Source organism: Nocardia amamiensis NBRC 102102, from assembly GCF_001612745.1.
Taxonomy (GTDB): Bacteria; Actinomycetota; Actinomycetes; order Mycobacteriales; family Mycobacteriaceae; genus Nocardia; species Nocardia amamiensis.
Genome location: NZ_BDBA01000095.1, coordinates 1 through 23,601, shown reverse-complemented (window position 1 = coordinate 23,601; position 23,601 = coordinate 1). Strand labels below are relative to the sequence as shown.

Genomic DNA, 23,601 nt, shown 5'->3' with positions numbered 1-23,601 from the left:
GGGCCGCGAACGGGGAATGCTCGGTCTCGCTTCGCTCGAAAGCGGGGGCGGGCCGGTGTGGTCGCGTTTTGTGGTTAGCGCGAGATCTAGTGTGCTGCTATCCAGAGTGGTTTAGCGTGTTCAGCTTGCAGCCTCTTCGGGGGCGGGACGCAGTTTGCGGAGGCCCGCTATGCGGATGGCTGAGCGGAGGTCGGTGACCTCGTGGATTTTCATGGTGGTCTTCGCGGGGGCAAGGCCGGGAGGTACCAGGGCGGTGGTGAAGCCGAGGCGTTCGGCCTCGGCCAGTCTGCGGCTCACACCGGTCACCTTGCGGACCTCGCCCGCCAGCCCGACTTCACCGAGGATCACCCAGCCAGGAGGGATCGGCACATCGGCGTCGGCGCTGGCGATGGCCAGTGCGATGGCCAGGTCGGCCGCGGGCTCGACCAGGCGCATGCCGCCGACCGTCGCGGCGTAGACGTCGCTTTTGCCGAGGAATACCCGTCCGCGGCTCTGTAGGACGGCCAGCACCATCGCGACCCGGTTGTAGTCCAGCCCGCTTACCGCGCGGCGCGGCTGCGGGATCTCGGTCTTCACGGTCAGGCCCTGCACCTCGCCGACCAGGGGTCGTTTGCCATCCATCGCGACGGTCACCGCGGTGCCGGGCACCGAATCGGTCCGGTGGTGCAGGAACAGGCCGGAGGGATCGTCGACACCGGCGATACCGTCCTCGTGCAGTTCGAAGCAGCCGACCTCGTCGGCGCTGCCGAAACGGTTCTTGATGCCGCGCACCATGCGCAGCGTGGAGTTCTTGTCGCCCTCGAATTGCAGCACCACGTCGACAAGGTGTTCGAGCGTGCGCGGACCGGCGACATTGCCGTCCTTGGTGACGTGCCCGACCAGCAGCACCGCGATCCCGCTCGCCTTGGCCAGCGACGTCAGCGCGGCGGTCACCGCGCGGACCTGGGTGACGCCGCCGATCACGCCGTCGGCGTCGGGAGCGAGCATGGTCTGCACGGAGTCGACCACCAGTAGCGTCGGGCGCACCTGCTCGACGTGCCCGAGCAGGATCGACAGATCCGATTCCGCCGCCAGATAGACCCGCTCGTGCACCGCGCCGGTGCGATCGGCGCGCAGCCGGACCTGCCCCGCCGACTCCTCCGCCGTGACGTAGAGCGCTCGCTCATCGCGCTGCCTCGCCCACCGATGGGCGACCTCGAGCAACAGCGTCGACTTGCCCACTCCCGGCTCGCCGGACAGCAGCACCACCGAACCAGGCACCACGCCGCCACCGAGCACCCGGTCGAGCTCGCTGACTCCGGTCGGCCTGGCCTTGGTGACCGTCGCGTCGATCTGGGAGATCGGCGCGGCCGCGGTACTGGGCAACATCGCCTTGCGGCCAGGGGCCCCGACCGCACCCGCCCCGACGACGACCTCGTCGACGGTGCCCCAAGCCCCACACTCGGGACACTTGCCCACCCATTTGGCGACTTCGTGCGAACAGGCGGAGCACCGGAAGATCGGCTTGGTCTTTGCCACACGCGCACCTTACGCACCAACACCGACAGTGTCGGACTCCTCGAGTCCCGCGGTGCTCGAGCTTCAGTGACCGCCCTTGTGTTCGCCTTCGGCCGGGCCGGACTTGTCGGATTCGTGCCGCTCGGTGTGCAGGCCCGCGTCGACGGGCACCTGGACCTGGACGGTGCCGTTCTGCTTGAAGTTGAACGAGACGTTGTAGGTCAGGCCCGGGGTGATGTCCTTGGTCAGGCCGGTGATCTCGATGAGGATCGGGTTGGCCTCGGGGTCGGCGGCGGGCTGGGCGCCGTGGTCGTCGGCGCCGTGCGAATCGGCCGGGGTGGTGGTCGCGCGGGCCGTGGTGGTCGGCGCCCCAGCCGTGGTGGTCGGCGCTGCGGTCGTCGTCGGCGCCGCGGTCGTTGTGGTCGGCGTGTTCTGCTTCACCGGGTGGGTCCCCGCGACGACGGTCTGCTGCGGGGCGAGCTGGGCGCCGGACTTCCCGCCCGCCGAGGTGATCTTGACGGTGCCCAGGTCGGTGGTGATGCTGGCCAGCTCGTCGGCGACGGACTCGCTGTTGTTGATGATGGACAGGGCGATGACCGCCTTGCCGCCCTTGGCGTTGGTGTACGCGGTGCCCTCGGCCGGGTAGACGATGTGCACGTTGCGCAGTGCGATGTCGCCGACATCGGCTTGGTTGCCGTTCACGGCGGCGACCTGCTCCGCGGTCTGCGAGATCTGACCCGCGCTGCAGCCGGACAGCGCGATCGCCGCTCCGGCGGCAAGTGCGGCAACCGTCACCATGCGACGTCGCGCCCCCTTCGGGGCGGTCACAGCTTTCAGGGCAGTCACGGGTTGTCCCTCCATGTCGACCGGGCTCTGCTCCGCGCGGGAGCGTAGTAACTAGGCAGCGTAGTAGTTCCCTCGGCGGCCCGGGCGTGGGGGCTGTGCCAACTTGCCCCGGATGCCGCGGGCCCGCTCCGGAGGCGGTGCCGAGCCTGCCCGTGCCGACACCCCGCGCGTGGGTAACAGTTCGGTCGAGCTTCGGGAGTAGCGGAGCGGGTGCCGGTCGCCGGCGGGGCAGCGGGGGCGATCGGGCCGGGAGATAACCCGTTCTGGCACAACGTAATGCACACCGCCCGGCTTCTGTCAACCCCCACGGTCGCCTCGTTGTGGCCCTGACCTGCACAGTTGATCGCGCCGTTATCGAGTCGCATGTTAAACTGTGAACATCGAAAGGGGCACGGGACACATGATTTTTAAGGTCGGAGACACCGTCGTTTACCCCCACCACGGAGCGGCGCTGATCGAAGCAATCGAGACTCGCACCATCAAGGGTGAGCAAAAAGAGTATCTGGTCCTGAAGGTCGCCCAAGGCGATCTGACTGTTCGGGTTCCCGCAGAGAACGCCGAATACGTCGGCGTGCGTGACGTCGTCGGCCAGGAGGGTCTCGATCGGGTCTTCCAGGTTCTGCGGGCGCCGCATACGGAGGAGCCGACCAACTGGTCTCGCCGCTACAAGGCCAACCTGGAGAAGCTCGCCTCCGGCGATGTGAACAAGGTGGCCGAGGTCGTTCGCGACCTGTGGCGCCGGGAGCAGGACCGCGGCCTTTCCGCAGGTGAGAAGCGCATGCTCGCCAAGGCTCGGCAGATCCTGGTCGGTGAGCTCGCGCTGGCCGAAGGCACCGATGACGGCAAGGCCGAGACCCTGCTCGATGAGGTCCTCGCCGCGGCTTCCTGACCGTGAACACACCTGACAACGGTGTCCGTTCCACCAGCGGACCCGTCGTTGCTCTGGTGCCTGCCGCCGGTCGTGGCGTGCGTCTGGGTGAATCGACACCCAAGGCGTTCGTCACGGTCGGCGGCACGCCCATGGTCCGGCTCGCCGTCGAAGGCCTGATCGCCTCCGGCGCGGTCGACCGGATCATCGTGATGGTTCCCTCCGAGTTCGTCGACAGCGCCGTTGCCCTGCTGCCGCCCGCGGACTCGGTCCATGTGGTCGTCGGCGGTGCCGAACGTACCGACTCGGTGCGTGCCGGTATCGCCGCCGCGCCCGACGCGGGCTACTTTCTCGTGCACGACGCCGCCCGGGCCCTCACGCCGCCCGAGCTGATCGCCCGGGTTGCCGCGGAGCTGCGCGCGGGGCGGTCCGCCGTGATTCCCGGGCTCCCGGTCGCCGACACCATCAAGTCGGTCGATGCGACCGGGGCGGTCACCGGCACGCCTGATCGCGCCGGATTGCGCGCCATCCAGACGCCGCAGGGTTTCGCGGCCGATCTACTGCGCTCGGCCTACGCGACCGAAGGCATCCAGGCCACCGATGACGCGGCACTGGTGGAGCGGCTCGGCGCCACGGTCACCACCATTCCCGGCGATCCGCTGGCTTTCAAGATCACTACTCCGCTCGACCTCCTGCTCGCCAACGCGGTGCTGGACGGCGCGGAGATCGGCCGGGCGGTGCGGGAGCTCGCGAGCGAACCATCGGCACAGCGCGCGATGGCGGCGCCGAGCGTCAGCGAGGTGTCGCCGTGAGTATGCGCGTCGGCATCGGCAGTGACGTCCACCCCATCGAGGCCGGTCGGCCCTGCTGGATGGCCGGGCTGCGGTTCGACGGCGACGACGGCTGCGCGGGCCACTCCGACGGCGACGTCGCCGCGCACGCGCTGTGTGACGCGCTGCTGTCGGCGGCGGGACTGGGCGACGTCGGCGCGGTGTTCGGCACCGGACGCCCGGAATGGGAAGGCGTCTCCGGGGCGGCCATGCTGAAGGAAGTGCGCAGGCTGCTCGGCGAAGCGGGCTTCGAAGTTGTCAACGCTGCGGTGCAGGTCATCGGCAATCGGCCCAAGATCGGGCCGCGGCGCGCCGAGGCGCAGCAGGTGCTCGGCGAGCTGCTCGGCGCCCCGGTTTCGGTGTCCGGCACCACCACCGACGGTCTCGGGCTGACCGGCCGCGGCGAGGGCGTCGCCGCTGTGGCGACGGCCCTGCTGCAAGACTGTCGTTGATCCTGCTCCGGCGGACCAGAGCCGGTCCGTGAACGTCCCTTACCACCAGCTAGGATCGACTGCCGTGACGCTGCGCCTCTTTGACACCGACACGCGGACCGTGCGCGAATTCGCGCCGTTGGTCCCCGGCCGTGCTTCGGTGTACCTCTGTGGCGCCACCGTACAGGGTGAGCCGCACATCGGCCATGTGCGCAGCGGAGTCGCGTTCGACGTGCTGCGACGCTGGCTGCTCGCGCACGACTACGACGTCTGGTTCATCCGCAACGTCACCGATATCGAGGACAAGATCCTGACCAAGGCCGCCGAGGCGGGCAGGCCGTGGTGGGAATGGGCCGCCACGCATGAGCGCGCCTTCGATCGCGCCTACGAGCGGCTCGGCGTGCTGCCGCCGTCCGCGGAGCCCCGCGCCACCGGCCACATCACTCAGATGGTCGAGATGATGCAGCGGCTGATCGATCGGGGTCACGCCTATGCCTCGGCGGGCAATGTCTACTTCGACGTGGTGAGCTACCCCGAGTACGGAAAGCTCTCCGGCCACAAACTCGATGACGTGCACCAGGGCGAGAGCGCGGGCGAGGGCAAGCGCGACCCGCGCGACTTCACCCTGTGGAAAGCCGCCAAGCCGGGCGAGCCGACCTGGCCGTCGCCGTGGGGTCCCGGCCGCCCCGGTTGGCACCTGGAGTGCTCCGCCATGGCCGGGTTCTATCTCGGCGCGGAGTTCGACATCCATTGCGGCGGTATGGATCTGGTGTTCCCGCACCATGAGAACGAGATCGCCCAGTCGAAGGGCGCAGGCGACGGCTTCGCCAGGTACTGGCTGCACAACGGCTGGGTGACCATGGGCGGGGAGAAGATGTCCAAGTCGCTGGGCAATGTTCTCTCGGTGCCGAACGTGCTGAGCAAGGTTCGCGCCGTCGAGCTGCGGTTCTATCTGGGCAGCGCGCACTACCGCTCGATGCTGGAGTACTCGGACAAGGCGCTGTACGACGCGGCCCAGTCTTATCAGCGCATCGAGGCGTTCGTGAACCGGGTGTTCGACCGGGCAGGGGAGATCCCGGTGGGCAAGTGGACCGATGCGTTCGCCGCCGCGCTCGACGACGATCTCGCGGTGCCGAAAGCGCTGGCCGAGATCCACCGGGTGGTGCACGAAGGCAACAAGGCATTGGAGGCAGGCGCGCTCGATTCGGCGTGCGACCTGGCCGGCCAGGTGCGGGCCATGCTCGGCATCCTCGGCGTCGATCCGTTCGACCCGCACTGGTACGCGCCGAGCGATTCCTCGGCCGCGCTCAGCGCACTCGACGTGCTGGTCGGCGCGGAACTCGATCGTCGCCAGCAGGCGCGGGCCACGAAGGACTGGCCGAGCGCCGACGCCGTGCGCGAACGCTTGCAGGCCGCCGGTATCGAGGTCACCGACACGGCCAACGGTCCTGAATGGGCGCTCGGCGCACCGCAATCCGGAAAGGCCAAGTGATGGCAGGCAATTCGCAGCGCCGAGGTGCGGTGCGCAAGACCGGCTCCAAGAAGGGCGCGGTAGTCGGCTCCGGCGGCAAGCGCAGGCGTGGGCTGGAGGGGCGCGGGGCGACGCCGCCCGCCGAGCAGCGGACCAAACATCCCGCCGCCAAGCGAGCCGCCGCGAAAGCCAAAGCTGCCCAAGGCCATCCGTCCGCACGCGGCGGTGCCACCGGGCGGCCTGCCGGCCGCAAAACCGATGACGGCCCGGAGCTGGTGCTCGGGCGCAACCCGGTGGTGGAGTGCCTGCGCGCGGGCGTGCCTGCAACGGCGCTGTACGTTGCGGTCGGCACGGAGAACGACGACCGACTGACCGAGAGCGTGCGGCTGGCCGCCGACTCGGGCATCTCCATCCTGGAGGTGCCGCGCACCGATCTGGATCGGATGAGCGCCAACGGTCTGCACCAAGGTGTCGCATTGCAGGTGCCGCCGTACCGCTACGCCCATCCGGACGATCTGCTCGACCGCGCCCGGAGCTCGGCGGCTCCCGCGCTGCTCGTCGCGCTGGACAACATCTCCGACCCGCGCAACCTCGGCGCGGTGATCCGTTCCGTGGCGGCTTTCGGCGGCCACGGGGTGCTGATTCCGCAGCGGCGCAGCGCGAGTGTCACAGCGGTGGCCTGGCGCACCAGCGCGGGCGCTGCGGCTCGGCTCCCGGTCGGCCGCGCGACGAATCTGACGCGCACGCTGAAGGATTGGGCCGCGCAGGGCGTTCAGGTCGTCGGCCTGGACGCGGGCGGCGATACCACGCTGGACGAGTTCGACGGTCGCGAGCCGACCGTGATCGTGGTCGGCTCGGAGGGCAAGGGCCTGTCCCGCTTGGTCCGCGAGACCTGCGACGCGGTCCTGTCCATTCCGATGGCCGGTCCGGTGGAATCGCTCAACGCCTCGGTCGCGGCTGGCGTGGTGCTCTCGGAAGTTGCCCGGCAACGCCGGATTTGATCGAGCGCGAAACATCGCGGAGGATCCGCACTCCGCGCGCTTCACCAGCGAAATACGCGGAGAGTCGGTCTACCCCCGTACAATTCGGCTGGTGGTGATACCCAATCAGCCTATCGGGCAGCCGATCGAGCATCCGAACGCGTCGGCGGTGTTGTTCCTCGGCGCGGGAAGTGTCCTCTGCTGCGGGGTGCTGGGTCCGGTGGCATGGGCACTGGGTCGGCGGGCGCTCAACGACATCGAGGATTCTCTCGAAGCGGCCGCGAAAGGCGCCGGTCCCGTCCAGCCGTACGGCGGCAGGGCCCAGGTGCTGGTCGGCTACATCCTCGGCATCATCGGCACCGTCTTGATGATCATCTTCGCGCTGCTGTTCCTGTTCATCACGCTCGGCGGAAACGCATAGTCAGCGCGGACACAGCTGGGCGAGTTTCGTCCCCGAGCCTGCTCTGGTGGAGCTGAGGTTGCCGCGGAGGGGCGCAACTGGAGATAGCCCGCGCCGGGGGAGAAGGGCTTAGGTTGCCGCAGCGAGGCGCGGCTGGACGGAGGCCGTCCAAAGCCCGTGCCGGGTCGTGCGGAGCTGAGGTTGCGCAGCGGGGCCGCAACTGGCCAGGCTCCGTCCAGCCCGCGCCGGGCGAAGGCGAGGCAGCCGCCTAGTCCAGGCTGGGCCTTTCGCGATCACCGGCGGCGTCCCAGGCGGGCCATTCCGTGCTGACACTGCCGGACCAGCTCGGCTGTCGGCGATCCCGGAACGCGGCCATGGCCTCACCGCCGTCGATGCTCTTGGCGGCGTGCTGGTTGAGATCGGTTTCCAGCTGACCGACCACCGCCGGGCTCATCCGGAGGCCCTCCCATAGCAGCCGCTTGGATAGCGCGACCGGTAGCGGGGCCGAGCCATTGGCGATGTCGTGCGCGACGGCCAGCGCGGTCGGTAGCACCTCGCTACCGGCCAAGCAGCTGTTGGCCAGGCCCATCGCCTTCGCCTCTTCGCCGTCGAAGGTGCGTCCGGTCAGCATGATGTCGGCGGCGTTCGCCATACCGATCAGGCGGGGTAGCGTCCAGTGCGCGTATCCGTCGGCCACGACGCCCCGGCGGACCTGGTTGAGTCCGTACACCGCGTCGCGCGCCATGTACCGCAGGTCGCACTGCAGGGCGAGGGCTAGGCCGATGCCGACCGCGTGCCCGTTCACCGCCGCGATCACAGGTTTGCGCACCCGCCACGGGGCCGGCTCGATGGTCGCGCTGACTTCGCCGACCCGACTGGATAGGTCCGCCCCCGCGCAGAACGCGGGCGGGGTGCCGGTGACGACGACGGCACGGATGGCGTCTTCCACATCGCAGCGCTGCAGGGCGGCACCCAGTTCGGCGGCCATCGTGGGGGTGAAGGCGTTCTGCTGAGCGGGCCGGTTGAGCGTGAGCACAGCGACGCCTTTGGAGACATCGACGTGCAGTTCCGAACTCATGCCCAAGGATGTTAGCCGACCGGGGCAGCTCACCCCAGGCCGTAAATTTTCGGCTATCCCCGCAGGATCTTGCGCCCGATGGCGTACTTGTGCACTTCGGTGGGTCCGTCGTAGAGCCGGAAGGCGCGCATGTCCCGGAAGATCATCTCCACTACGGTCTCGTCACTGATGCCGATGCCGCCGAGTACCTGGACACATCGATCGGCGACCTGGAACAGCTCCTCGGAGACGAAGGCCTTCGCGATCGAACTCTCGTGCCGCGCCTTCTCGCCGTTGTCCATCAGCCAGCACGCGTGCCAGATGGTGAGCCTGCACTGGTGCAGCGCGATCTCGTTGTCCGCCAACATGAACGACACTCCCTCGTGCTCGCCGATCGGCTTGCCGAACGCGGTGCGGGTGCGCGCGTGTTCCACCGCGATGCTCTGAGCCCGCTCGGCCGCACCCAGCCAGCGCATGCAATGGGTCAGGCGGGCCGGCGCCAGCCTGAGCTGGGCGTAGCGCAGCGCCTGGCCTGCCTCGCCGAGCAGCGCTTCCCTGGGCAGGACCAGGTTGTCGAAGCGGACCACGCCGTGCCCGGCAACGTAGTTGCGGTCCATGGTGTTCATCGTGCGTTCGATGACGATGCCGGGCTGGTCGCCGTCGGTGAGGAACAGCGTGGGGCCTTCCGGCAGATGCGGGTTGGGCGCGAGCCGGGCCATGATGATCCAGGTCTTCGCGCCGTTGGCGCCGGTGATCAGCCATTTGCGGCCGTTGATGGTGAAATTCTCGCCGTCGAAGGCGGCTTCGGTGGCCAGCTGGGCCGGGTCGGATCCGGCGCCGTCGGGCTCGGTCATGGCGAACACCGAGCGCTGATGTCCGGCGACGACGGGAGCCAGATAGCGCCGCACCTGGTCGGGATCGGCGACCTTGGACAGCAGGAACATGTTGCCCTCGTCGGGCGCCGCGCAGTTCATCGCGATCGGGCCGAGCGTGGACCAGCCTGCCGCCTCGTAGATCACCGCCTGCTCGAGGTGGGACAGCCCTCGTCCGCCGAGCGATTCGGGAGCCTGCACGGTGAGCAGCTGCTCGGCGCGGGCGAGTTCGACGAGCTCCTGGCGTAGCTCGTCGGTCGGGCCGTGCGCGGTCAGGCGTGGGTCCCGCTCGTACGGGACGATCTTGTCGATGACGAATCGGCGGACTCGGTCGCGTTCGGTCGCGAGCTCGGCGGGAATCGCGAAGTCGATCATCGTTGGTCACCATTCGTTCGGGGGCGCGATGGGTCGAGCATACGAAAGCCGCCCGAAGTGACTGAAGGCGGCTGCCCTCAAAACTGGCCTCGGTGATTGGCGCAGCCTCTGAGCTGCGCTGATATCAGATAACACTGCGACCAGGAGTCGAACGCCGATCGCCGCGACCACGATGGCCCCGTAGGTAAGGGCGTCAGGCCGTGCTCCAGCGCACGGGCGACTGACGGTGTCCAGCACCACGTAGCGGCCGTCGACCTGATGCGGCCGAGTACCCATGCCATCGGCCCGGCCACTGCCACCGCAATGGCGTCCGGCGACCCGATGCCGCCGAGGATCGGGATGGCAGCGCTGCTGACCGCGCCCTTTCGGTCTGGCTTCTGGCCTATTGGATGCGGTCGTTCAGCGACCGCGAGCGAGGCGGCGGTTGCGGGTCCCTAGTACGCGGCAGCCGATGTAGATCAGGAACGAGATCGTGGTGACGAACGTCGAGACCGGAACGCCCGGCGCCAGTGACAGCAGGATGCCGCCGACCGCAGCGACTTCGGCGAACAGCACGGCGAGCAGGGTTGCCCGCACCGGATTCGCGGTGAGCTGGGCCGCCGCGGCGGCCGGGGTGATCAGCAGCGCGAGGACCAGCAGCGCCCCGACGATCTGCACGCCGAATGCCGCCGTGATGCCGAGTAGCACGGCGAAGACGATGGACAGCGCCCGCACCGGAACGCCGCGCGCCACCGCCACCTCCGGATCGGAACTGGCGAACAGCAGCGGCCGGTAGACGAACGCGAGCACCGCGATCACTGCCGCCGTGCAGACCGCGAGCAGCCCGATGCCATTGTTGCCGACGCTCACCACCTGGCCGGTGAGCAGCGAGAACTTCGATCCCGCACGGTCCGGGCCCAGCCACAGGAACAGCACCGAGAGCCCGAGCCCGAACGAGAGCACCACCGCGATCACCGAATCGCGCTCTCGTGCCCGGGTCCCCAGCAGACCGAAGAGCACCGCGGCGACCACGGACCCGGCGATGGCGCCGAGGCCGACCCCGATACCGGCCAGCAGCGCCGCGGCGGCGCCGGTCAACGACAGCTCACTGGTGCCATGCACGGCGAACGACATCTGCCTGCTGATGATCAGCGGACCGATCACCCCGGACAGCAGCCCGAGCAGCGCCGCGGCCAGCAACGCCTGCTGGACGAAGCCGTAGGACAGCAGGTTGGCGGTGGTGCCGAAGTCCAGCAGCTTCGTGAGTACACCGGAAAGCTTGTCGATCACGAGCGCACTCCGCTCGGATCCGGATGCGCCGTCGACCGGGATCCGTTGCCCTCGCCGTCAGTGGCGGAAACCGGCGGCTCTGCGCCGGCCGAAGCAGTTGCGACGGTCGCGACGTCGTCGAGCCCCGGCCGCGTGGATGCCCCGTTGCCTGATGCCGAGTCGCTCGGCGTCAGTCGCGTGGACGTGGCGCCATGTGACACCTGACCGCTCGCTTCGGCGGCGCCGGACGGCGACACGCCGTCCGATGCGGAGACGCCGGGCGCGAACCCATCGCCCGTCGCGCCGTGACAGTGTCCGCCCGCGGTGCCGAGCGCGTCCATGGTGTCGCCGGTGCCGACGACCACCAGACGCCCGCGCACCCGCAGGACGTCCACCTGGGTCCGGTACAACTCGGACAGGACCACCGAGGTCATCACCTCGTCCGGCGTTCCGATCCGGAATTGCCCGTCGACCAGGTACAGCACCCGATCCACCAGCGGCAGAATCGGATTGATCTCGTGCGTGACGAACAGGACAGCGGTGTCGTGCGTGCGCCGCCGCCGATCGATCAGCTCCGCGACCAGTCGCTGGTTGGCCAGGTCCAGGCTCAGCAGCGGCTCGTCGCACAGCAGCACCTTCGGATCGCCGACCAGGGCCTGCGCCACCCGCAGTCGCTGCTGCTCGCCGCCGGACATGGATTCCAGTGGCGCGTCGGCGAAGTGCTGCGCGCCGACGTCGGCGATGGCCGCGGCCACCTTGCGCTTGCGTTCGGCGCGGGACCGCAGGCCGAGCCCCCACCGATGCCCGTCGACGCCTAGACCGACGAGATCGACGCCGCGCAACTGCACTCCGGCGTCGATCGTCTTCTGTTGCGGCACATACCCGATGTCGTGATTGCCCGCGCGCGCGGGTGCCCCTGCGATCCGCGCTGTACCCGCGCTCAGCCCGAGCTGACCGAGCAACACCTTCAGCAGGGACGTCTTGCCCGATCCATTCGGCCCGAGAACCGCGACGAATTCGCCCGGAGCGACACTGAGATCCAGCCCGTCCCACAGGGTTCGATCGCCGAAGGACAATCGGGCCGATTCCAGCCGGATGACGGCCGAGTCGCCCTCGCGGTTTGCTCGCCGCCGGTCGACCCGGTCGGTGTGCTCGGTCAGCGCGGCTCCCTTGTTCATCTGCTCAGCCCAACGCGGTGGCCAGCGCCTGTGCGTTCTTCGTCTGCCACTGAATGTAATCCACACCGTCGGGCAAAGTTTCGGTCACCTCGACCACGGTGATGCCCGCGTTCTGCGCGGTGCCACGCAGGTCCTTGGTGATTTTGTCCTCGGTCTGCACGTTGTAGATCAGCGCGCGCACCCGCTTGCCGGTGAGCAGGTCCTGGGTGGCCGCGACGGCCGCGGGCGCCGGGTCGGTCTCCTGCTCGATGGCCTCCTGGAACTCGTGCGGGGTGAGGTCCTCGGCCCCAGCGGCGATCAGCAGATAGTGCGCGAGCGGTTCGGTCTGGAGCACCGGCGTTTTGGGGTGCTCGGCGGCGAGCTTGCCGGTGATGGCGCTGATCGCGGCGAGCCGGTCGGTAAAGGTCTTCGCGCGCTCGGTGTAGGCCGCGGCCTTGTCCGGGTCCAGCTCGCTCAGCTGAGTGGCGATCTGGCCTGCGACCACGCCGACGGTCCGCACGTCGTACCAGATGTGCTCGTTCTCGTCGCTCTTGTCGACGCGGGCGGCGAACGCGTCCACGGTGCGCTTGTCCGTGCCCGCCACCGCCTTCTCGGCGAACTCGTCGTAACCGCCGCCGTTGTAGATCACCAGGTCGGCGTCGCTGAGCTGGGCCGACTCCACGGCCGAGGTCTCGTGCGAGTGCGGGTCGGCGGACGGATCGGTGATCAGCGACCGGACGCTGGCGTCGGGGCCTGCGATGGCGGCAGCGATATCGCCCCAGACGTCGGTGGAGGCGACGACGGTCGGCCGGTCCGAGGCGCTCGAGTTTCCGCAGGCGGCGATCGTCAGGGCTGAGGCGACCCCCACGGCGAGGCCTACGCATCTGAGAGCAAATCGGGTATTCACGTGGGGTACTCCTGGCAGTCCGGCAGTTTGTAATGGAAATCGTTCCCGTTTAACTTTAGCAACCCAGTCAAACGATAGAATGCGGCGCCCACGTGCGATTCAAAGACAAAGGGCCCGTGAACGATTCCTCGTTCGCGGGCCCTCGAGCAGTGCGCTCCGTCAGACCAGCGCGGCCTCCACCGGCTGTCCGAGCAGCTGCGCGCAACGCAACAGGCCCAGGTGGCTGTAGGCCTGCGGATGGTTGCCGAGCGAGCGTTCGGCCACCGGGTCGTACTCCTCGCTGAGCAGTCCGGTCGGGCCTGCGACGTCGACCAGCTGGGCGAACAGCGCCTCGGCGTCCGAGCGCTTCCCGATCAGCAGGTACGCCTCGACCAGCCAGGCCGCGCACAGGTGGAACCCGCCCTCGCCGCCGGGTAGGCCGTCGTCGTGGTGGTAGCGGTAGACGGTCGAACCGCTGCGCAGCTCGGCCTCGGTCGCCACGACGGTCGCCGCGAACCGCGGGTCGGACGGGTCGATCAGGCCGCTCAGCCCGATGTGCAGGGTGGCGGCGTCCAGGTCGGTGCCGTCGTAGGCCGCGGTGTAGGACTGCACCTCGTCGTTCCAGCCCTTGGCCTTGACCTCATCGGCGATGGTGTCGCGCAGCACCGCCCAATCCGGGTCGGCCTCGCGGTCGAACTTCTGTGCGAGGGTCAGCGCCCGGTCGACGGTCAGCCAGCCCATCACCTTCGAGTACACGTGGTGGCGCGGGTTGCCGCGGATCTCCCAGATGCCGTGGTCGGGCTCCTCCCACCGCCGCTGCACGGCCGAGACCATGGCACACACCAGCTCCCAATCGGCGTCCGGCAACACACCCGCCGGATCGGTGACGCCGCGCAGCTCCCGCGCGTGCGCCAGGGTCGCGATGAGATCGACGATCGGACCGAAGACGTCCAGCTGCACCTGCATGTTCGCCGCGTTGCCCACGCGCACCGGGCGTGAGCCCGCGTAACCGGGGAGCTGGTCGATCGATGCCTCCGGCGGCAGCGTCTCGCCGTAGAGCGTGTACAGCGGGTGCAGGCGCTCGGGTCCGGGAATCGTCTCCAGCACCCGGTGCACCCACCCGAGGAAATCCTCCGCCTCGGCGAGCGAGCCGAGCGAGACCAGCGCCGAGGCGGTCAGTGCGGCGTCGCGCAGCCAGCAGTAGCGGTAGTCCCAGTTGCGCACGCCGCCGATGTCCTCCGGCAGCGAGGTGGTGGCCGCCGCGAGGATCGAGCCGGACGGCGCGTGCACCAGACCGCGCAGGGTGAGCGCGGAGCGCTTCATCAGGTCGGGCTTCAGCGGGGGCAGCGTGAGCCCCGCGGCCCACTGCGACCAGTAGCGCTCCGCCTGGCGTCGCCGCTCCGGCTCCGGGGTCGGGGCGGGTTCGAGATCCTGGGTGCCGCAGCGCAACTCGAGCACGATCGGGCCGCGGGACGGGTCCACCACAGCGCGCGCGGACTCATGGGTGCCGTCGGTGACGATCTCCCACCGCACGCCGGGGGATCGCAGCACGATCGGATCGTTGGTGCCGTACACCCGCAGCCCGCCCTCCTGGGCTTCCAGGTTCACCGGAACCTGACCGAACTCCGGGCGCGGGGCGAAGGTGACCACGGCCTTCGCGTCGCCGGTGATCACCCGGGTCAGATCGGTACGGGTCGGCGCGACGTCGTGCGGCAGGTAGTCGGTGACTTGCAAACTGGCCCACCGGGTTTCGACGGTCATCGTGCCGTCGATGTAACGCTGCGAGAGCGGAAGTCCCGGCCGCTCCGGCTCGATGGTGAAGTGACCGCCCTGCGGGCCGCCGAGCAGGTGCGCGAACACCGCCGCCGAGTCCGGCTCCGGGTGGCAGAACCAGGTCACCGTGGCGTCGGGGGTGAGCAGGGCGACCGATCGCGGGCTGGCCAGCATGGTCAGCCGCTCGATGCGCGGGGCACTGGCGCCGGCCAGCCAGGTGCGCCGCTCCTCCAGCAGGTAGGCCAGCGCGCGGGCCACCGCCTCGGTGCTGTCCACCCGGAACTTGGCCAGGCTCTCACCGTCGCCCACCTTGATGCCGACGTCCGGACCCGACAGCACCCGGAACGCCTTCTCGTCGGTGACGTCGTCGCCGAAGAACACCGCGGCCGATGCGCCCGCCTGGTGGCGCACGGTGTCCAGCGCGGTGCCCTTGTCGGTCTGCACCACGGCCAGCTCGATGACGGCCTTGCCCTCGGTGACCTGAACGCCGAACCAGCACGCCGGGCCTTGCCGGACCTGCGACAGCGCGCGATGCCCGATCTCGGGGCTCGCGTTGCGCACGTGCAGGGCCACGCTGGCCGGCTTGATCTCGACCGTGACGCCGGGATTGTCCGCGGCGGTCTTATTGAGTGCCGACTGCAACTCTTGGAGCAGATGCTTGGCGTCGTTGTCGATCGCGTGGACGAAGCCCACGTCGAATTCCGAGCCGTGGCTGCCGATGAGTTGCACTTCCACCGGCAGGCGCGACAGCGCCGCGAGATCGCGCAATGCGCGCCCGGATATCACGGCGGCGGTAGTGCCGGTGAGGCCGGCGAGTGCTCGTAACGCGCTCACCGATTCCCGATGGGGAAAGGCTTTGGCCGGGTCGGACACGATGGGTGCGAGAGTCCCGTCGTAGTCCGATGCGACCAGCAGCCGTGGCACGCGCGCGACCGTCGACAGTGCACGGCGAAGTTCCAGTGGCAGATCCTGTGCGCTCACGCATCCAACCTAGTGATCGGAGGATTTTTTCAGGGGGCGGCCAAAACAATACTGGGTTGAATTTGGCGCACAGAAGAGCGCGGGGCCGCGTGCGCGTGATAACGCACATCCTGATCCCGCGTCCAACAGATCCGCCCAGCTAACGGCAACGCGACCGAGGCGGGTGAGCTTCGTCGCAGCGCAGGGGCAATTCGAGCCCGGCGTGGCGGCCGGGCGTCGAATTCGCTCGAGGTGCGCTGACGTGGCTCGTCGTCCTTTACTGGTTGCGTTCGCCGAGCAGCAGGTCGACGGTCAGTTCCAGGCGTTCGGTGACGTCGGTCGCCGAGGCGCGCCGGGTCAACCAGGCGACCAGATTGGACAACCACACATCGCTGATCACCCGCGCGATGGCCAGCTGCCGTTCGGTGGGCTCGCCGTCGTTCATGGCGCGCGCGAACACCCGGTCCATCACCTTGCCGACACGGTCCACCTCGGCCGCGGCCGAGGCGTCGGCGAACATGAACGCACGGGTCATGGCCTCGGTGAGCATCGGGTCGCGCTGCATCATCCGGGTGATCTGGGTCAGCAGCAGGTGCATGCGCTCCTGCGGCGTCTGTCCGGCAAGCGGCTTGCGTTTGCCTTCGATCTGCTCGAATTCGCGCGAGAGCGCCGAGACCAGCAGGTGCACCTTGGACGGGAAGTACCGGTACAGCGTGCCGACCGCGACGTCGGCGCGCTCGGCCACCGCCCGCATCTGAACCGCGTCGTAGCCGCCCTTGGACGCCAGCGCCAGGGTCGCGTCCAGAATCCGCTTGCGCCGCTCGCGCTGCGCCGCCGAGCTCAGTTCGTCCTCACTGAGCGTGGTGACCGTTGCGGCGGGCAGTGCCGCACTCGGGTCGGCTGGCTGCGAACGGGACGGACTGGCCATCGATGAAAGTCCTTTCCGGAAACGTCGTTTCGTCGGCCGCGTGCGCGGTCCGCCGCGGCGATGGTCTCTTGACTTCCGCCCGGCTAGGATATTAGAACATGTTCTAGGTGTGGGAGTCACGCCGGAAAGGCGGTATGGAGTGTGACCATCGCCACCACTGACGAGCATAAAGCTGTTCAGGAGTCGATGCGCGGATGGGCTGCGTCGGTCCGTCCAATTGCAACAATGCGGACCGGCTCGGCCGACTACTGGCGCGCCTACTGGCCCGCGCTCGCCGAGATCGGGATCTTCCGTGTCGCGGTGGCCGAGGACGCGGGTGGTGCGGGCGGCTCGGTCGCCGATCTCGCCGTTCTGATGGAGCAGGCGGCGCATGATCTGGTCGGCGGCCCCGTGCTGGCAACGGCATTGGCCAATCTGATCACCGCGGGAAGCCTCGACGAGGACCTGCCCTGCGGTGTCGCGCTCGACTTCGTTGTCGGTTCGACGGTGAGCGTACCCGCCGCTAGCGAGGCGTTGTTGCTCACGGGTACCTGGGATTCCGTGCTCGGCGCGGCCCCCGGCACGGCCGTGCTGCTTCCGGTCGAGCTTCCGCACGGGCAGCGCTGGTGTCTGGTCCCGCCCGACGCCGACGGCCTGCGGGTGGAGCCGCTCGCGCCGCTGGATCCGAGCACGCCGCTGGCGCGGGTGCAGTGCACCGACCTGCGCGTACCTGCCGAACAGGTGTTCGCCGGGCCGCACCCGGCCGAGGATCTGCTCGTCGCGCTGGTCGTCGCCGAGCTGGCCGGCCTCGCGGGCTGGTGCCTGCAGACGGCGGTCGAGTACGCCAAGGTGCGCGAGCAGTTCGGCCGGAAGATCGGATCGTTCCAGGCGGTCAAGCACATCTGCGCCTGGATGCTGTGCCGCACCGAACTCATCCGCGCCGTCGCGGGCGATACCGCGGCCGCCGTGGACGAGGGCGGCGCGGAACTGCCGATCGCCGCCGCCATCGCGGCCGCCATCGCGTTGGACGCGGCGGTCGACACCGCCAAGGACTGCATCCAGGTGCTCGGCGGGATCGGTTTCACCTGGGAACACGACGCGCACCTGTACCTGCGCAGGGCGGTGGCGCTGCGCCAGCTGCTCGGCGGTTCGGCGCGCTGGCGGGCCCGGGTGACCGAGTTGACCCGCCGTGGCCTGCGGCGCACCACCGGCGCCGACCGGGTCTTCGCCGCTGATGCCCTTTCTGGCATGAGCGGTGCGCGCTGTGTCGATGATTCGCTCGCTGCGCTCGCTCATGCCGGAGGCGTCGCCGTGGACGGCGGCAGCGCCGACGAACTGGCCGCGGAGGTCGCGCGGATCGCGGCGCTGCCCGCCGATCGGCAGCGCGCGGCGCTGGTGGAGGCGGGACTGGTCATGCCGCATTGGCCGCGGCCCTACGGACGCGGCGCCGATCCGATGACCGGCCTGATGATCGCCGAGGAACTGCGCCGCGCCGGGCTCACCGCGCCGGATCTGGCCATCGGCGGTTGGGCGGTTCCCACCCTGCTGCAGCACGGCACGCCGGAGCAGATCGAGCGGTTCGCCTGGCCGACGCTGCATGGCGAGGTGGTCTGGTGCCAGCTGTTCAGCGAGCCCGAGGCGGGTTCGGACCTGGCCGCGCTGCGCACCACCGCGAAAAAGGTGGACGGCGGTTGGGTGCTGCGCGGGCAAAAGGTGTGGACTTCGCTGGGCGACAAAGCGAATTGGGGAATTTGTTTGGCTCGCACCGATCCGGACGCGCCCAAGCATCGCGGAATCACCTATTTCCTGGTCGACATGCGCAGCGCCGGACTGGAGATCCGTCCGCTGGTGCAGATCACCGGCGAGGCGCGATTCAGCGAGGTTTTTCTGGACGACGTATTCGTACCGGACGACTGTGTGGTCGGCGCGGTGAACAACGGATGGAAAATTGCCCGCTCGACGCTGTCCACCGAACGGGTAGCAATGGGCGGCAATGGCATCGGGCCGGTACTGGAAGAACTGATCGCGAAATCACCCGCCGCCGGTCCGGGTGCGGAACTGGTGAACGACAGGCTCGGCGGATTCGTCGCCGAAGCGATCGCGGGACTTTTGCTAGAGCAACGCGCCACGCTGAAGGCGCTGGTGGGCGCGGATCCGGGTGCGCAGAGTAGCGTACGGAAGTTGGTCGGGGTGCGCCACCGCCAAGCGGTCGCGGAATTCGCTGTCGAGACGGCAGGGCCCGTCGGCGCGCAGGATGCCGATGTGGCGAAGGAATTCCTGCTCACGCGTTGTCTATCGATCGCTGGTGGAACCGAGCAGATTCTGCTCACCGTGGCCGGTGAGCGGATTCTGGGGCTGCCTCGTGACGCGGATAACTAGTCATCGAGACAACTGGGAGAAAAGCGTGGATTTCACCAGGGACGAGGGCCAAGACGCGGTGGCCGAAGTCGTCGTGAGCTTGATGGAGCACGAACCCGCACGCGATATGGAGCTGTGGCCGAGATTGGTCGACTCCGGCCTGCTCGCCGTTCCGTTGCCGGAGCGCCATGGTGGCGACGGCATGGGTCTGCTCGAGGTGTCCGTGCTCCTCACCGAGCTGGCTATGGACGCCGTCGCGGTGCCTGCCCTTCCTACGCTCGGCTTCGGTGTGCTGCCCCTGGTGGCCTCCGCGCCCGAGGGCGTGCAGGCGCAGGTGCTGCCCGAGGTCGCCAAGGGCACCGTGCTCACGGCGGCGCTGAGTGAACCGGCGGCGCCGTTCATCGACAAGCCGGAGACCATCGCGGTCACCAGCGGAAAGATGGTGCGCGTCAGCGGGTGCAAGATCGCCGTGCCCTACGCGGAGCAGGCACGCTGGCTGCTGGTGCCGACCAATTCCGGTATCGCGCTGATCGATGCGGATGCCGAGGGGATCACCATGACGCAGACGCCGGTCTCCGGCGGCATCCCGGAATACACCGTGTTGCTGGACCAGGTGGAGATTCCCGCCGACCACCTGTGGCCGACCGGGCTGGGCGACCTGCACCGGCTGGCGCTCGCCTCGATCGGTTCGGTGGCCGACGGGCTGCTCGAGGGCGCGATCATCCTGACCGCCGAGCACCTGCGCACCCGCAACCAGTTCGGCAGGCCGCTGGCGCAGTTCCAGGCGGTGGCCCAGCAGATCGCCGACCTGTACGTCGTCTCGCGCACCCTGCACGTCGCCGCGGCGTCGGCGAACTGGGCGCTTGCTCAGCAAGATTCGAGTCAGCAGCACCGTGAGCGCACCGACGACGACCTGGAAATCCTGGCCTACACCGTGGCCGCGGAACTGCCCACGGCCATGCAGAAGTGTCATCACCTGCACGGCGGTCTCGGCGTGGACATGACCCACCCGATGCATCGCTACTACTCGCAGGCCAAGGACATCGCCCGCTGGCTCGGCGGGGCGTCGTTCCGACTCGATCGATTGGGGGCGAGATGTTCATCGACCTGACCGCCGAGCAGCGCCGGCTACGCGACGAGCTGCGCGCCTATTTCGCCGATCTCGTGACCCCCGAGGAGGAGGCCGAGATGGCGGTGAACCGGCACGGCGACGCCTACCGGGCGGTGGTGCGGAGGATGGGGCGCGACGGCTGGCTCGGCGTCGGCTGGCCGAAGGAGTACGGCGGCCAGGGCTTCGGGCCGGTCGAGCAGCAGATCTTCTTCAACGAGGCGGTCCGGGCCGACGTCCCGCTTCCGCTGGTGACCCTGCTGACGGTCGGTCCGACGTTGCAGCAGTTCGGCACCGAGGAACAGAAGCAGCAGTTCCTGCCCGGAATCCTCAGCGGGGACATCCATTTCGCGATCGGCTACTCCGAACCCGAGGCGGGCACCGACCTGGCGTCGCTGCGCACCGCCGCGGTGCGCGACGAGTCCGGGGACTGGATCGTCAACGGGCAGAAGATCTTCACCACCGGTGCGCACGAGGCGGACTACGTCTGGCTGGCCTGCCGCACCGGCACGGCCGAGTCGCGTCACCGCGGCATCACCATCCTGATCGTGGACACCACCGATCCCGGCTACTCGTGGACGCCGATCATCACCTGCGACGGCGCCCACCACACCAACGCGACCTACTTCGACAACGTGCGGGTGCCGGCGAACATGCTGGTCGGCGCGGAGAACGAGGGCTGGAAGCTGATCACGACGCAGCTCAACCACGAGCGGGTGAGCCTGGGTCCGTCCGGCAAGATCGAGCAGCTCTACGACCGGGTCCGCGACTGGGCGCAGGCGCGCGGTGTGCTCGGCGAACTCGACGTGCGGCGCTCGCTCGGGCGCATGCACGCCATGGTCCGGCTGAACGAGCTGCTGAACTGGCAGGTGGCCGCTGCGTCCGATGGGCAGCGTTCGCAGGGCTCTACGTGGTCACGCTCCGCTACCGCCTCCAGGCCCGGCGCGGACGGAGACCAGGCGCAGGTGATCGCCGACGCCTCGGCCACAAAGGTCTTCTCCACCGAGGCGCTGCAGGAGGCAGGCAGGCTCGCCGAGGAGATCGTCGGCCGCTACGGCGACCGAGCCGACCCTGATACCGCCGAACTGTCCACGTGGCTGGACCGCCGGACCAAGCAGAACCTTGTGGTGACCTTCGGCGGCGGTGTCAACGAGGTGATGCGCGAACTGGTCGCCTCGTCCGGACTGCGGTTGCCGCGAGTCCCCAGATAATCAGTAAAGGAGTCGCGCGTGCCGGAAACCATCACTCCGGAAGCGATCATCACCGCGGCCGAGGCCATCCGGGCGGCGGGCGAGTGCGCGCCCCGTTTCGGGCGTGATGCGGTGAACCAGCCGATGATCAACAACTGGGTCGAGGCCCTCGGCGATGCCAACCCCATCTACGTCGACGAGGCGGCGGCTCGCGCCGCGGGACATCCCGGTGTCGTCGCCCCGCCCGCGATGGCCCAGGTGTGGACCATGTTCGGGCTGAAGGGTTCCCGGCCCGCCGACGACCCGATGGGGGCGGTGACCGAACTGCTCGACGCCGCAGGCTACACCTCCGTGGTCGCCACCGACTGTCAGCAGACCTACTATCGCTATCTCAATGTGGGCGAACAGGTTTCGGTGACCAGCAGGCTTTCGGACATTCGCGGCCCGAAGCGGACGGCGCTGGGGGAGGGGTGGTTCGTCACCTTCCAGACCACCTGGAGTGTCGGTGACGAAGTGGTCGCCGAGATGCTGTTCCGGCTGCTGAAATTCGCGCCGGGCACCGCGGCGCCGAAACCCGCCGTAGGCGAGCGGGTCAAGCCGCTGGCCTCGCCGGACACCGAATTCTTCTGGGAGGGAACCAAAGTCGGCGAGCTGCGGATCCAGCGGCTGCCGGACGGATCGCTGCGGCACCCGCCCATTCCCGCCATCTGGCAGGACAAGTCGAAGCCGACCGATTACGTGGTCGCTTCCGGGCGCGGCAGCGTGTTCAGTTACGTCGTGCACCACGCGCCGAAGGTGCCGGGGCGGCAGCTGCCGTTCGTGGTCGCGCTGGTCGAATTGGAGGAGGGCGTGCGCATGCTCGGGGAACTGCGCGGCATCGATCCCGCCGAGGTGTGGGTCGGCCTTGCGGTCGAGGTGGGCTTCGAGAAGCTGGACGACGAGGCGACCCTGCCGTTCTGGCAGGTGGTCTCGTGAATTCCGCCGTGGAACCGGATGCCGTCCGGGTCGGCACCGTGCTGCCCGAGCTGGTGATCACCGCCGATCCGACGTTCGTGATCAGCACCGCCCTGGCCACCCGGGATTTCCAGGACGTGCACCACGACCGGGACAAGGCCGTCGCCCGCGGATCGAAAGACATCTTCGTCAACATCCTCACCGACACCGGCCTCGTGCAGCGTTTCGTCACCGACTGGGCCGGTCCGCGCGCGATCGTGAAGTCGCTCGCGCTGCGCCTGGGTGTGCCGCTGTACGCGGGCGACACCCTGACCCTCACCGGCACGGTGACCGCGCTGGAAGACGACGACATTCACATCGACGTGGTCGGCAAGGACAGCCTCGGCGATCACATCACGGCCACGGCCGTCATCGCGTTGCGGAGGGCTGATGATGACTGAGCACACCCTGTCCGGCCGCGCGGCAATCGTCGGCATCGGCGCCACCGATTTCTCCAAGGACTCCGGGCGCAGCGAACTGCGGCTGGCCGCCGAGGCGGTCACCGCGGCGCTGGCGGACGCGGGCTTGACCGCGGCCGATGTGGACGGCCTGACCACGTTCACCATGGACACCAACACGCAGGCCGCGGTGGCCAGGGCGGTCGGGATTCCGCAGCTGACCTTCTTCAGCCACATCGGCTACGGCGGCGGCGCGGCCTGCGCCACCGTCCAGCAGGCCGCCATGGCGGTGGCCACCGGCATCGCCGACGTGGTGGTGGCCTATCGCGCGTTCAACGAGCGTTCGGTGTCGCGGTTCGGGCAGTTCTCCACGGCGCTGGCCACCGCGCCCACCTCGTCGGGCATCGACGCGGGCTGGTCCTATCCGCAGGGGCTTGGCACACCGGCCGCGCAGGTGGCGATGGTCGCCCGGCGCTACATGCACGTCTACGGGGCCACCAGCGCGGATTTCGGACGTGTCGCGGTCGCCGACCGCAGACACGCCGCGGTGAACCCGGCGGCGTTCTTCTACGGCAAGCCGATCACCCTGGACGAGCACCAGAATTCCCGCTGGATCGCCGAACCGCTGCACCTGCTGGACTGCTGCCAGGAGTCCGACGGCGGCGTCGCGATCGTGGTCACGAGCGTCGAGCGCGCCCGCGACCTGCCGCAGCGTCCCGCCGTGATCGCCGCGGCCGCGCAGGGTTCCGGCGCCGACCAGTACGTGATGACCAGCTACTACCGCGACGCCATGACCGGCCTGCCGGAGATGGGCCTGGTCGGCGACCAGCTGTGGGCGCAGAGCGGGTTGCGTCCGCAGGACATGCAGGCGGCGATCCTGTACGACCACTTCACCCCGTTCGTCCTCATGCAGCTGGAGGAACTCGGTTTCTGCGCCCGCGGCGAGGCGAAGAACTTCATCGCCGACGGCGCCATCGAGATCGGCGGACGCCTGCC

At 69.0% G+C, this 23,601-nt stretch carries 20 protein-coding genes and 1 pseudogene; 12 read left to right on the top strand and 9 right to left on the bottom strand.

Translation table 11 applies throughout. The annotated features are described in order from the left end of the window. Window positions 1-120 precede the first annotated feature (120 nt). On the bottom strand, window positions 121-1,518 hold the full coding sequence (gene radA / locus NA4_RS18840; RefSeq protein ID WP_067471264.1) for a DNA repair protein RadA: 1,398 nt from the start codon (window positions 1,516-1,518) through the stop codon (window positions 121-123). A 63-nt stretch (window positions 1,519-1,581) separates the two neighbouring features. Continuing rightward, on the bottom strand, window positions 1,582-2,343 hold the full coding sequence (locus tag NA4_RS18835; RefSeq protein ID WP_307188589.1) for a copper chaperone PCu(A)C domain-containing protein: 762 nt from the start codon (window positions 2,341-2,343) through the stop codon (window positions 1,582-1,584). A gap of 400 nt (window positions 2,344-2,743) precedes the next feature. Here NA4_RS18835 and carD point away from each other — a divergent pair, with 400 nt between their 5' ends. The 6 genes from carD to NA4_RS18805 all read left to right on the top strand — a co-directional run bounded on the left by carD (window position 2,744) and on the right by NA4_RS18805 (window position 7,344). Next, complete coding sequence (gene carD, locus NA4_RS18830) at window positions 2,744-3,232, top strand: RNA polymerase-binding transcription factor CarD (protein WP_011206964.1); 489 nt, start codon at window positions 2,744-2,746, stop codon at window positions 3,230-3,232. A 2-nt stretch (window positions 3,233-3,234) separates the two neighbouring features. After that, complete coding sequence (gene ispD, locus NA4_RS18825) at window positions 3,235-4,023, top strand: 2-C-methyl-D-erythritol 4-phosphate cytidylyltransferase (RefSeq protein ID WP_084497221.1); 789 nt, start codon at window positions 3,235-3,237, stop codon at window positions 4,021-4,023. A 2-nt stretch (window positions 4,024-4,025) separates the two neighbouring features. Further along, window positions 4,026-4,493, top strand: a complete 468-nt coding sequence (gene ispF, locus NA4_RS18820) for a 2-C-methyl-D-erythritol 2,4-cyclodiphosphate synthase (protein WP_067471260.1) — start codon at window positions 4,026-4,028, stop codon at window positions 4,491-4,493. A gap of 64 nt (window positions 4,494-4,557) precedes the next feature. Then, window positions 4,558-5,964, top strand: coding sequence for a cysteine--tRNA ligase (gene cysS, locus NA4_RS18815; RefSeq protein WP_067471259.1), 1,407 nt, complete (start codon window positions 4,558-4,560; stop codon window positions 5,962-5,964). Next, entirely contained in the window at window positions 5,964-6,944 is a 981-nt protein-coding gene (gene rlmB / locus NA4_RS18810) for a 23S rRNA (guanosine(2251)-2'-O)-methyltransferase RlmB (RefSeq protein ID WP_067471258.1), read from the top strand. The genes cysS and rlmB overlap by 1 nt, the downstream gene beginning before the upstream one ends. Window positions 6,945-7,035: 91 nt before the next feature. Next, window positions 7,036-7,344 carry a DUF4190 domain-containing protein gene (locus tag NA4_RS18805; protein ID WP_067471267.1) on the top strand — a complete coding sequence of 103 codons (309 nt, stop codon included), beginning with the start codon at window positions 7,036-7,038 and terminating at the stop codon, window positions 7,342-7,344. 247 nt (window positions 7,345-7,591) lie between these two features. On the opposite strand, the gene NA4_RS18800 is transcribed toward NA4_RS18805, so the two are convergent. The 7 genes and pseudogenes from NA4_RS18800 to kstR all read right to left on the bottom strand — a co-directional run bounded on the left by NA4_RS18800 (window position 7,592) and on the right by kstR (window position 16,579). Further along, on the bottom strand, window positions 7,592-8,401 hold the full coding sequence (locus NA4_RS18800) for an enoyl-CoA hydratase/isomerase family protein (protein WP_067471257.1): 810 nt from the start codon (window positions 8,399-8,401) through the stop codon (window positions 7,592-7,594). A gap of 53 nt (window positions 8,402-8,454) precedes the next feature. Beyond that, on the bottom strand, window positions 8,455-9,627 hold the full coding sequence (locus NA4_RS18795; RefSeq protein ID WP_067471256.1) for an acyl-CoA dehydrogenase family protein: 1,173 nt from the start codon (window positions 9,625-9,627) through the stop codon (window positions 8,455-8,457). A 399-nt stretch (window positions 9,628-10,026) separates the two neighbouring features. Next, window positions 10,027-10,896 carry a metal ABC transporter permease gene (locus tag NA4_RS18790; protein WP_067471255.1) on the bottom strand — a complete coding sequence of 290 codons (870 nt, stop codon included), beginning with the start codon at window positions 10,894-10,896 and terminating at the stop codon, window positions 10,027-10,029. 293 nt (window positions 10,897-11,189) lie between these two features. Further along, window positions 11,190-12,053: pseudogene (locus NA4_RS18785) on the bottom strand (metal ABC transporter ATP-binding protein); the annotation flags it as partial. A 4-nt stretch (window positions 12,054-12,057) separates the two neighbouring features. Next, a complete protein-coding gene (locus NA4_RS18780) occupies window positions 12,058-12,900 on the bottom strand; it encodes a metal ABC transporter solute-binding protein, Zn/Mn family (RefSeq protein WP_245671472.1) in 843 nt (280 codons plus the stop codon). A gap of 198 nt (window positions 12,901-13,098) precedes the next feature. Then, complete coding sequence (otsB, locus tag NA4_RS18775) at window positions 13,099-15,672, bottom strand: trehalose-phosphatase (protein WP_067471253.1); 2,574 nt, start codon at window positions 15,670-15,672, stop codon at window positions 13,099-13,101. A gap of 256 nt (window positions 15,673-15,928) precedes the next feature. Further along, entirely contained in the window at window positions 15,929-16,579 is a 651-nt protein-coding gene (gene kstR / locus NA4_RS18770; RefSeq protein WP_067471245.1) for a cholesterol catabolism transcriptional regulator KstR, read from the bottom strand. A gap of 141 nt (window positions 16,580-16,720) precedes the next feature. Between kstR and NA4_RS18765 the strand changes: the two genes are divergently transcribed. From NA4_RS18765 to NA4_RS18740, 6 genes are all read left to right on the top strand, one after another. Next, a complete protein-coding gene (locus NA4_RS18765; RefSeq protein ID WP_067471243.1) occupies window positions 16,721-18,937 on the top strand; it encodes an acyl-CoA dehydrogenase family protein in 2,217 nt (738 codons plus the stop codon). A 25-nt stretch (window positions 18,938-18,962) separates the two neighbouring features. After that, window positions 18,963-20,027, top strand: a complete 1,065-nt coding sequence (locus NA4_RS18760) for an acyl-CoA dehydrogenase family protein (protein WP_067471241.1) — start codon at window positions 18,963-18,965, stop codon at window positions 20,025-20,027. Next, window positions 20,012-21,235 carry an acyl-CoA dehydrogenase family protein gene (locus tag NA4_RS18755; protein WP_067471239.1) on the top strand — a complete coding sequence of 408 codons (1,224 nt, stop codon included), beginning with the start codon at window positions 20,012-20,014 and terminating at the stop codon, window positions 21,233-21,235. Before NA4_RS18760 ends, NA4_RS18755 begins: the two co-directional genes overlap by 16 nt. A gap of 30 nt (window positions 21,236-21,265) precedes the next feature. After that, complete coding sequence (locus tag NA4_RS18750; RefSeq protein WP_084497222.1) at window positions 21,266-22,189, top strand: bifunctional MaoC family dehydratase N-terminal/OB-fold nucleic acid binding domain-containing protein; 924 nt, start codon at window positions 21,266-21,268, stop codon at window positions 22,187-22,189. Continuing rightward, on the top strand, window positions 22,186-22,608 hold the full coding sequence (locus NA4_RS18745) for a MaoC family dehydratase (protein ID WP_067471232.1): 423 nt from the start codon (window positions 22,186-22,188) through the stop codon (window positions 22,606-22,608). Before NA4_RS18750 ends, NA4_RS18745 begins: the two co-directional genes overlap by 4 nt. Then, window positions 22,598-23,601 (top strand): lipid-transfer protein (locus NA4_RS18740; protein WP_373862804.1); only part of this gene is annotated, 1,004 nt, incomplete at its 3' end. The genes NA4_RS18745 and NA4_RS18740, both read left to right, overlap by 11 nt.

What these genes read in the sequence shown, in the direction of transcription:
- carD (WP_011206964.1), top strand. Translation starts at nt 2,744, where the DNA reads ATGATTTTTAAGGTCGGAGACACCGTCGTTTACCCCCACCACGGAGCG.
- ispF (WP_067471260.1), top strand. Translation starts at nt 4,026, where the DNA reads ATGCGCGTCGGCATCGGCAGTGACGTCCACCCCATCGAGGCCGGTCGG.
- rlmB (WP_067471258.1), top strand. Translation starts at nt 5,964, where the DNA reads ATGGCAGGCAATTCGCAGCGCCGAGGTGCGGTGCGCAAGACCGGCTCC.
- NA4_RS18800 (WP_067471257.1), bottom strand. Translation starts at nt 8,401, where the DNA reads ATGAGTTCGGAACTGCACGTCGATGTCTCCAAAGGCGTCGCTGTGCTC.
- NA4_RS18795 (WP_067471256.1), bottom strand. Translation starts at nt 9,627, where the DNA reads ATGATCGACTTCGCGATTCCCGCCGAGCTCGCGACCGAACGCGACCGA.
- kstR (WP_067471245.1), bottom strand. Translation starts at nt 16,579, where the DNA reads ATGGCCAGTCCGTCCCGTTCGCAGCCAGCCGACCCGAGTGCGGCACTG.
- NA4_RS18755 (WP_067471239.1), top strand. Translation starts at nt 20,012, where the DNA reads ATGTTCATCGACCTGACCGCCGAGCAGCGCCGGCTACGCGACGAGCTG.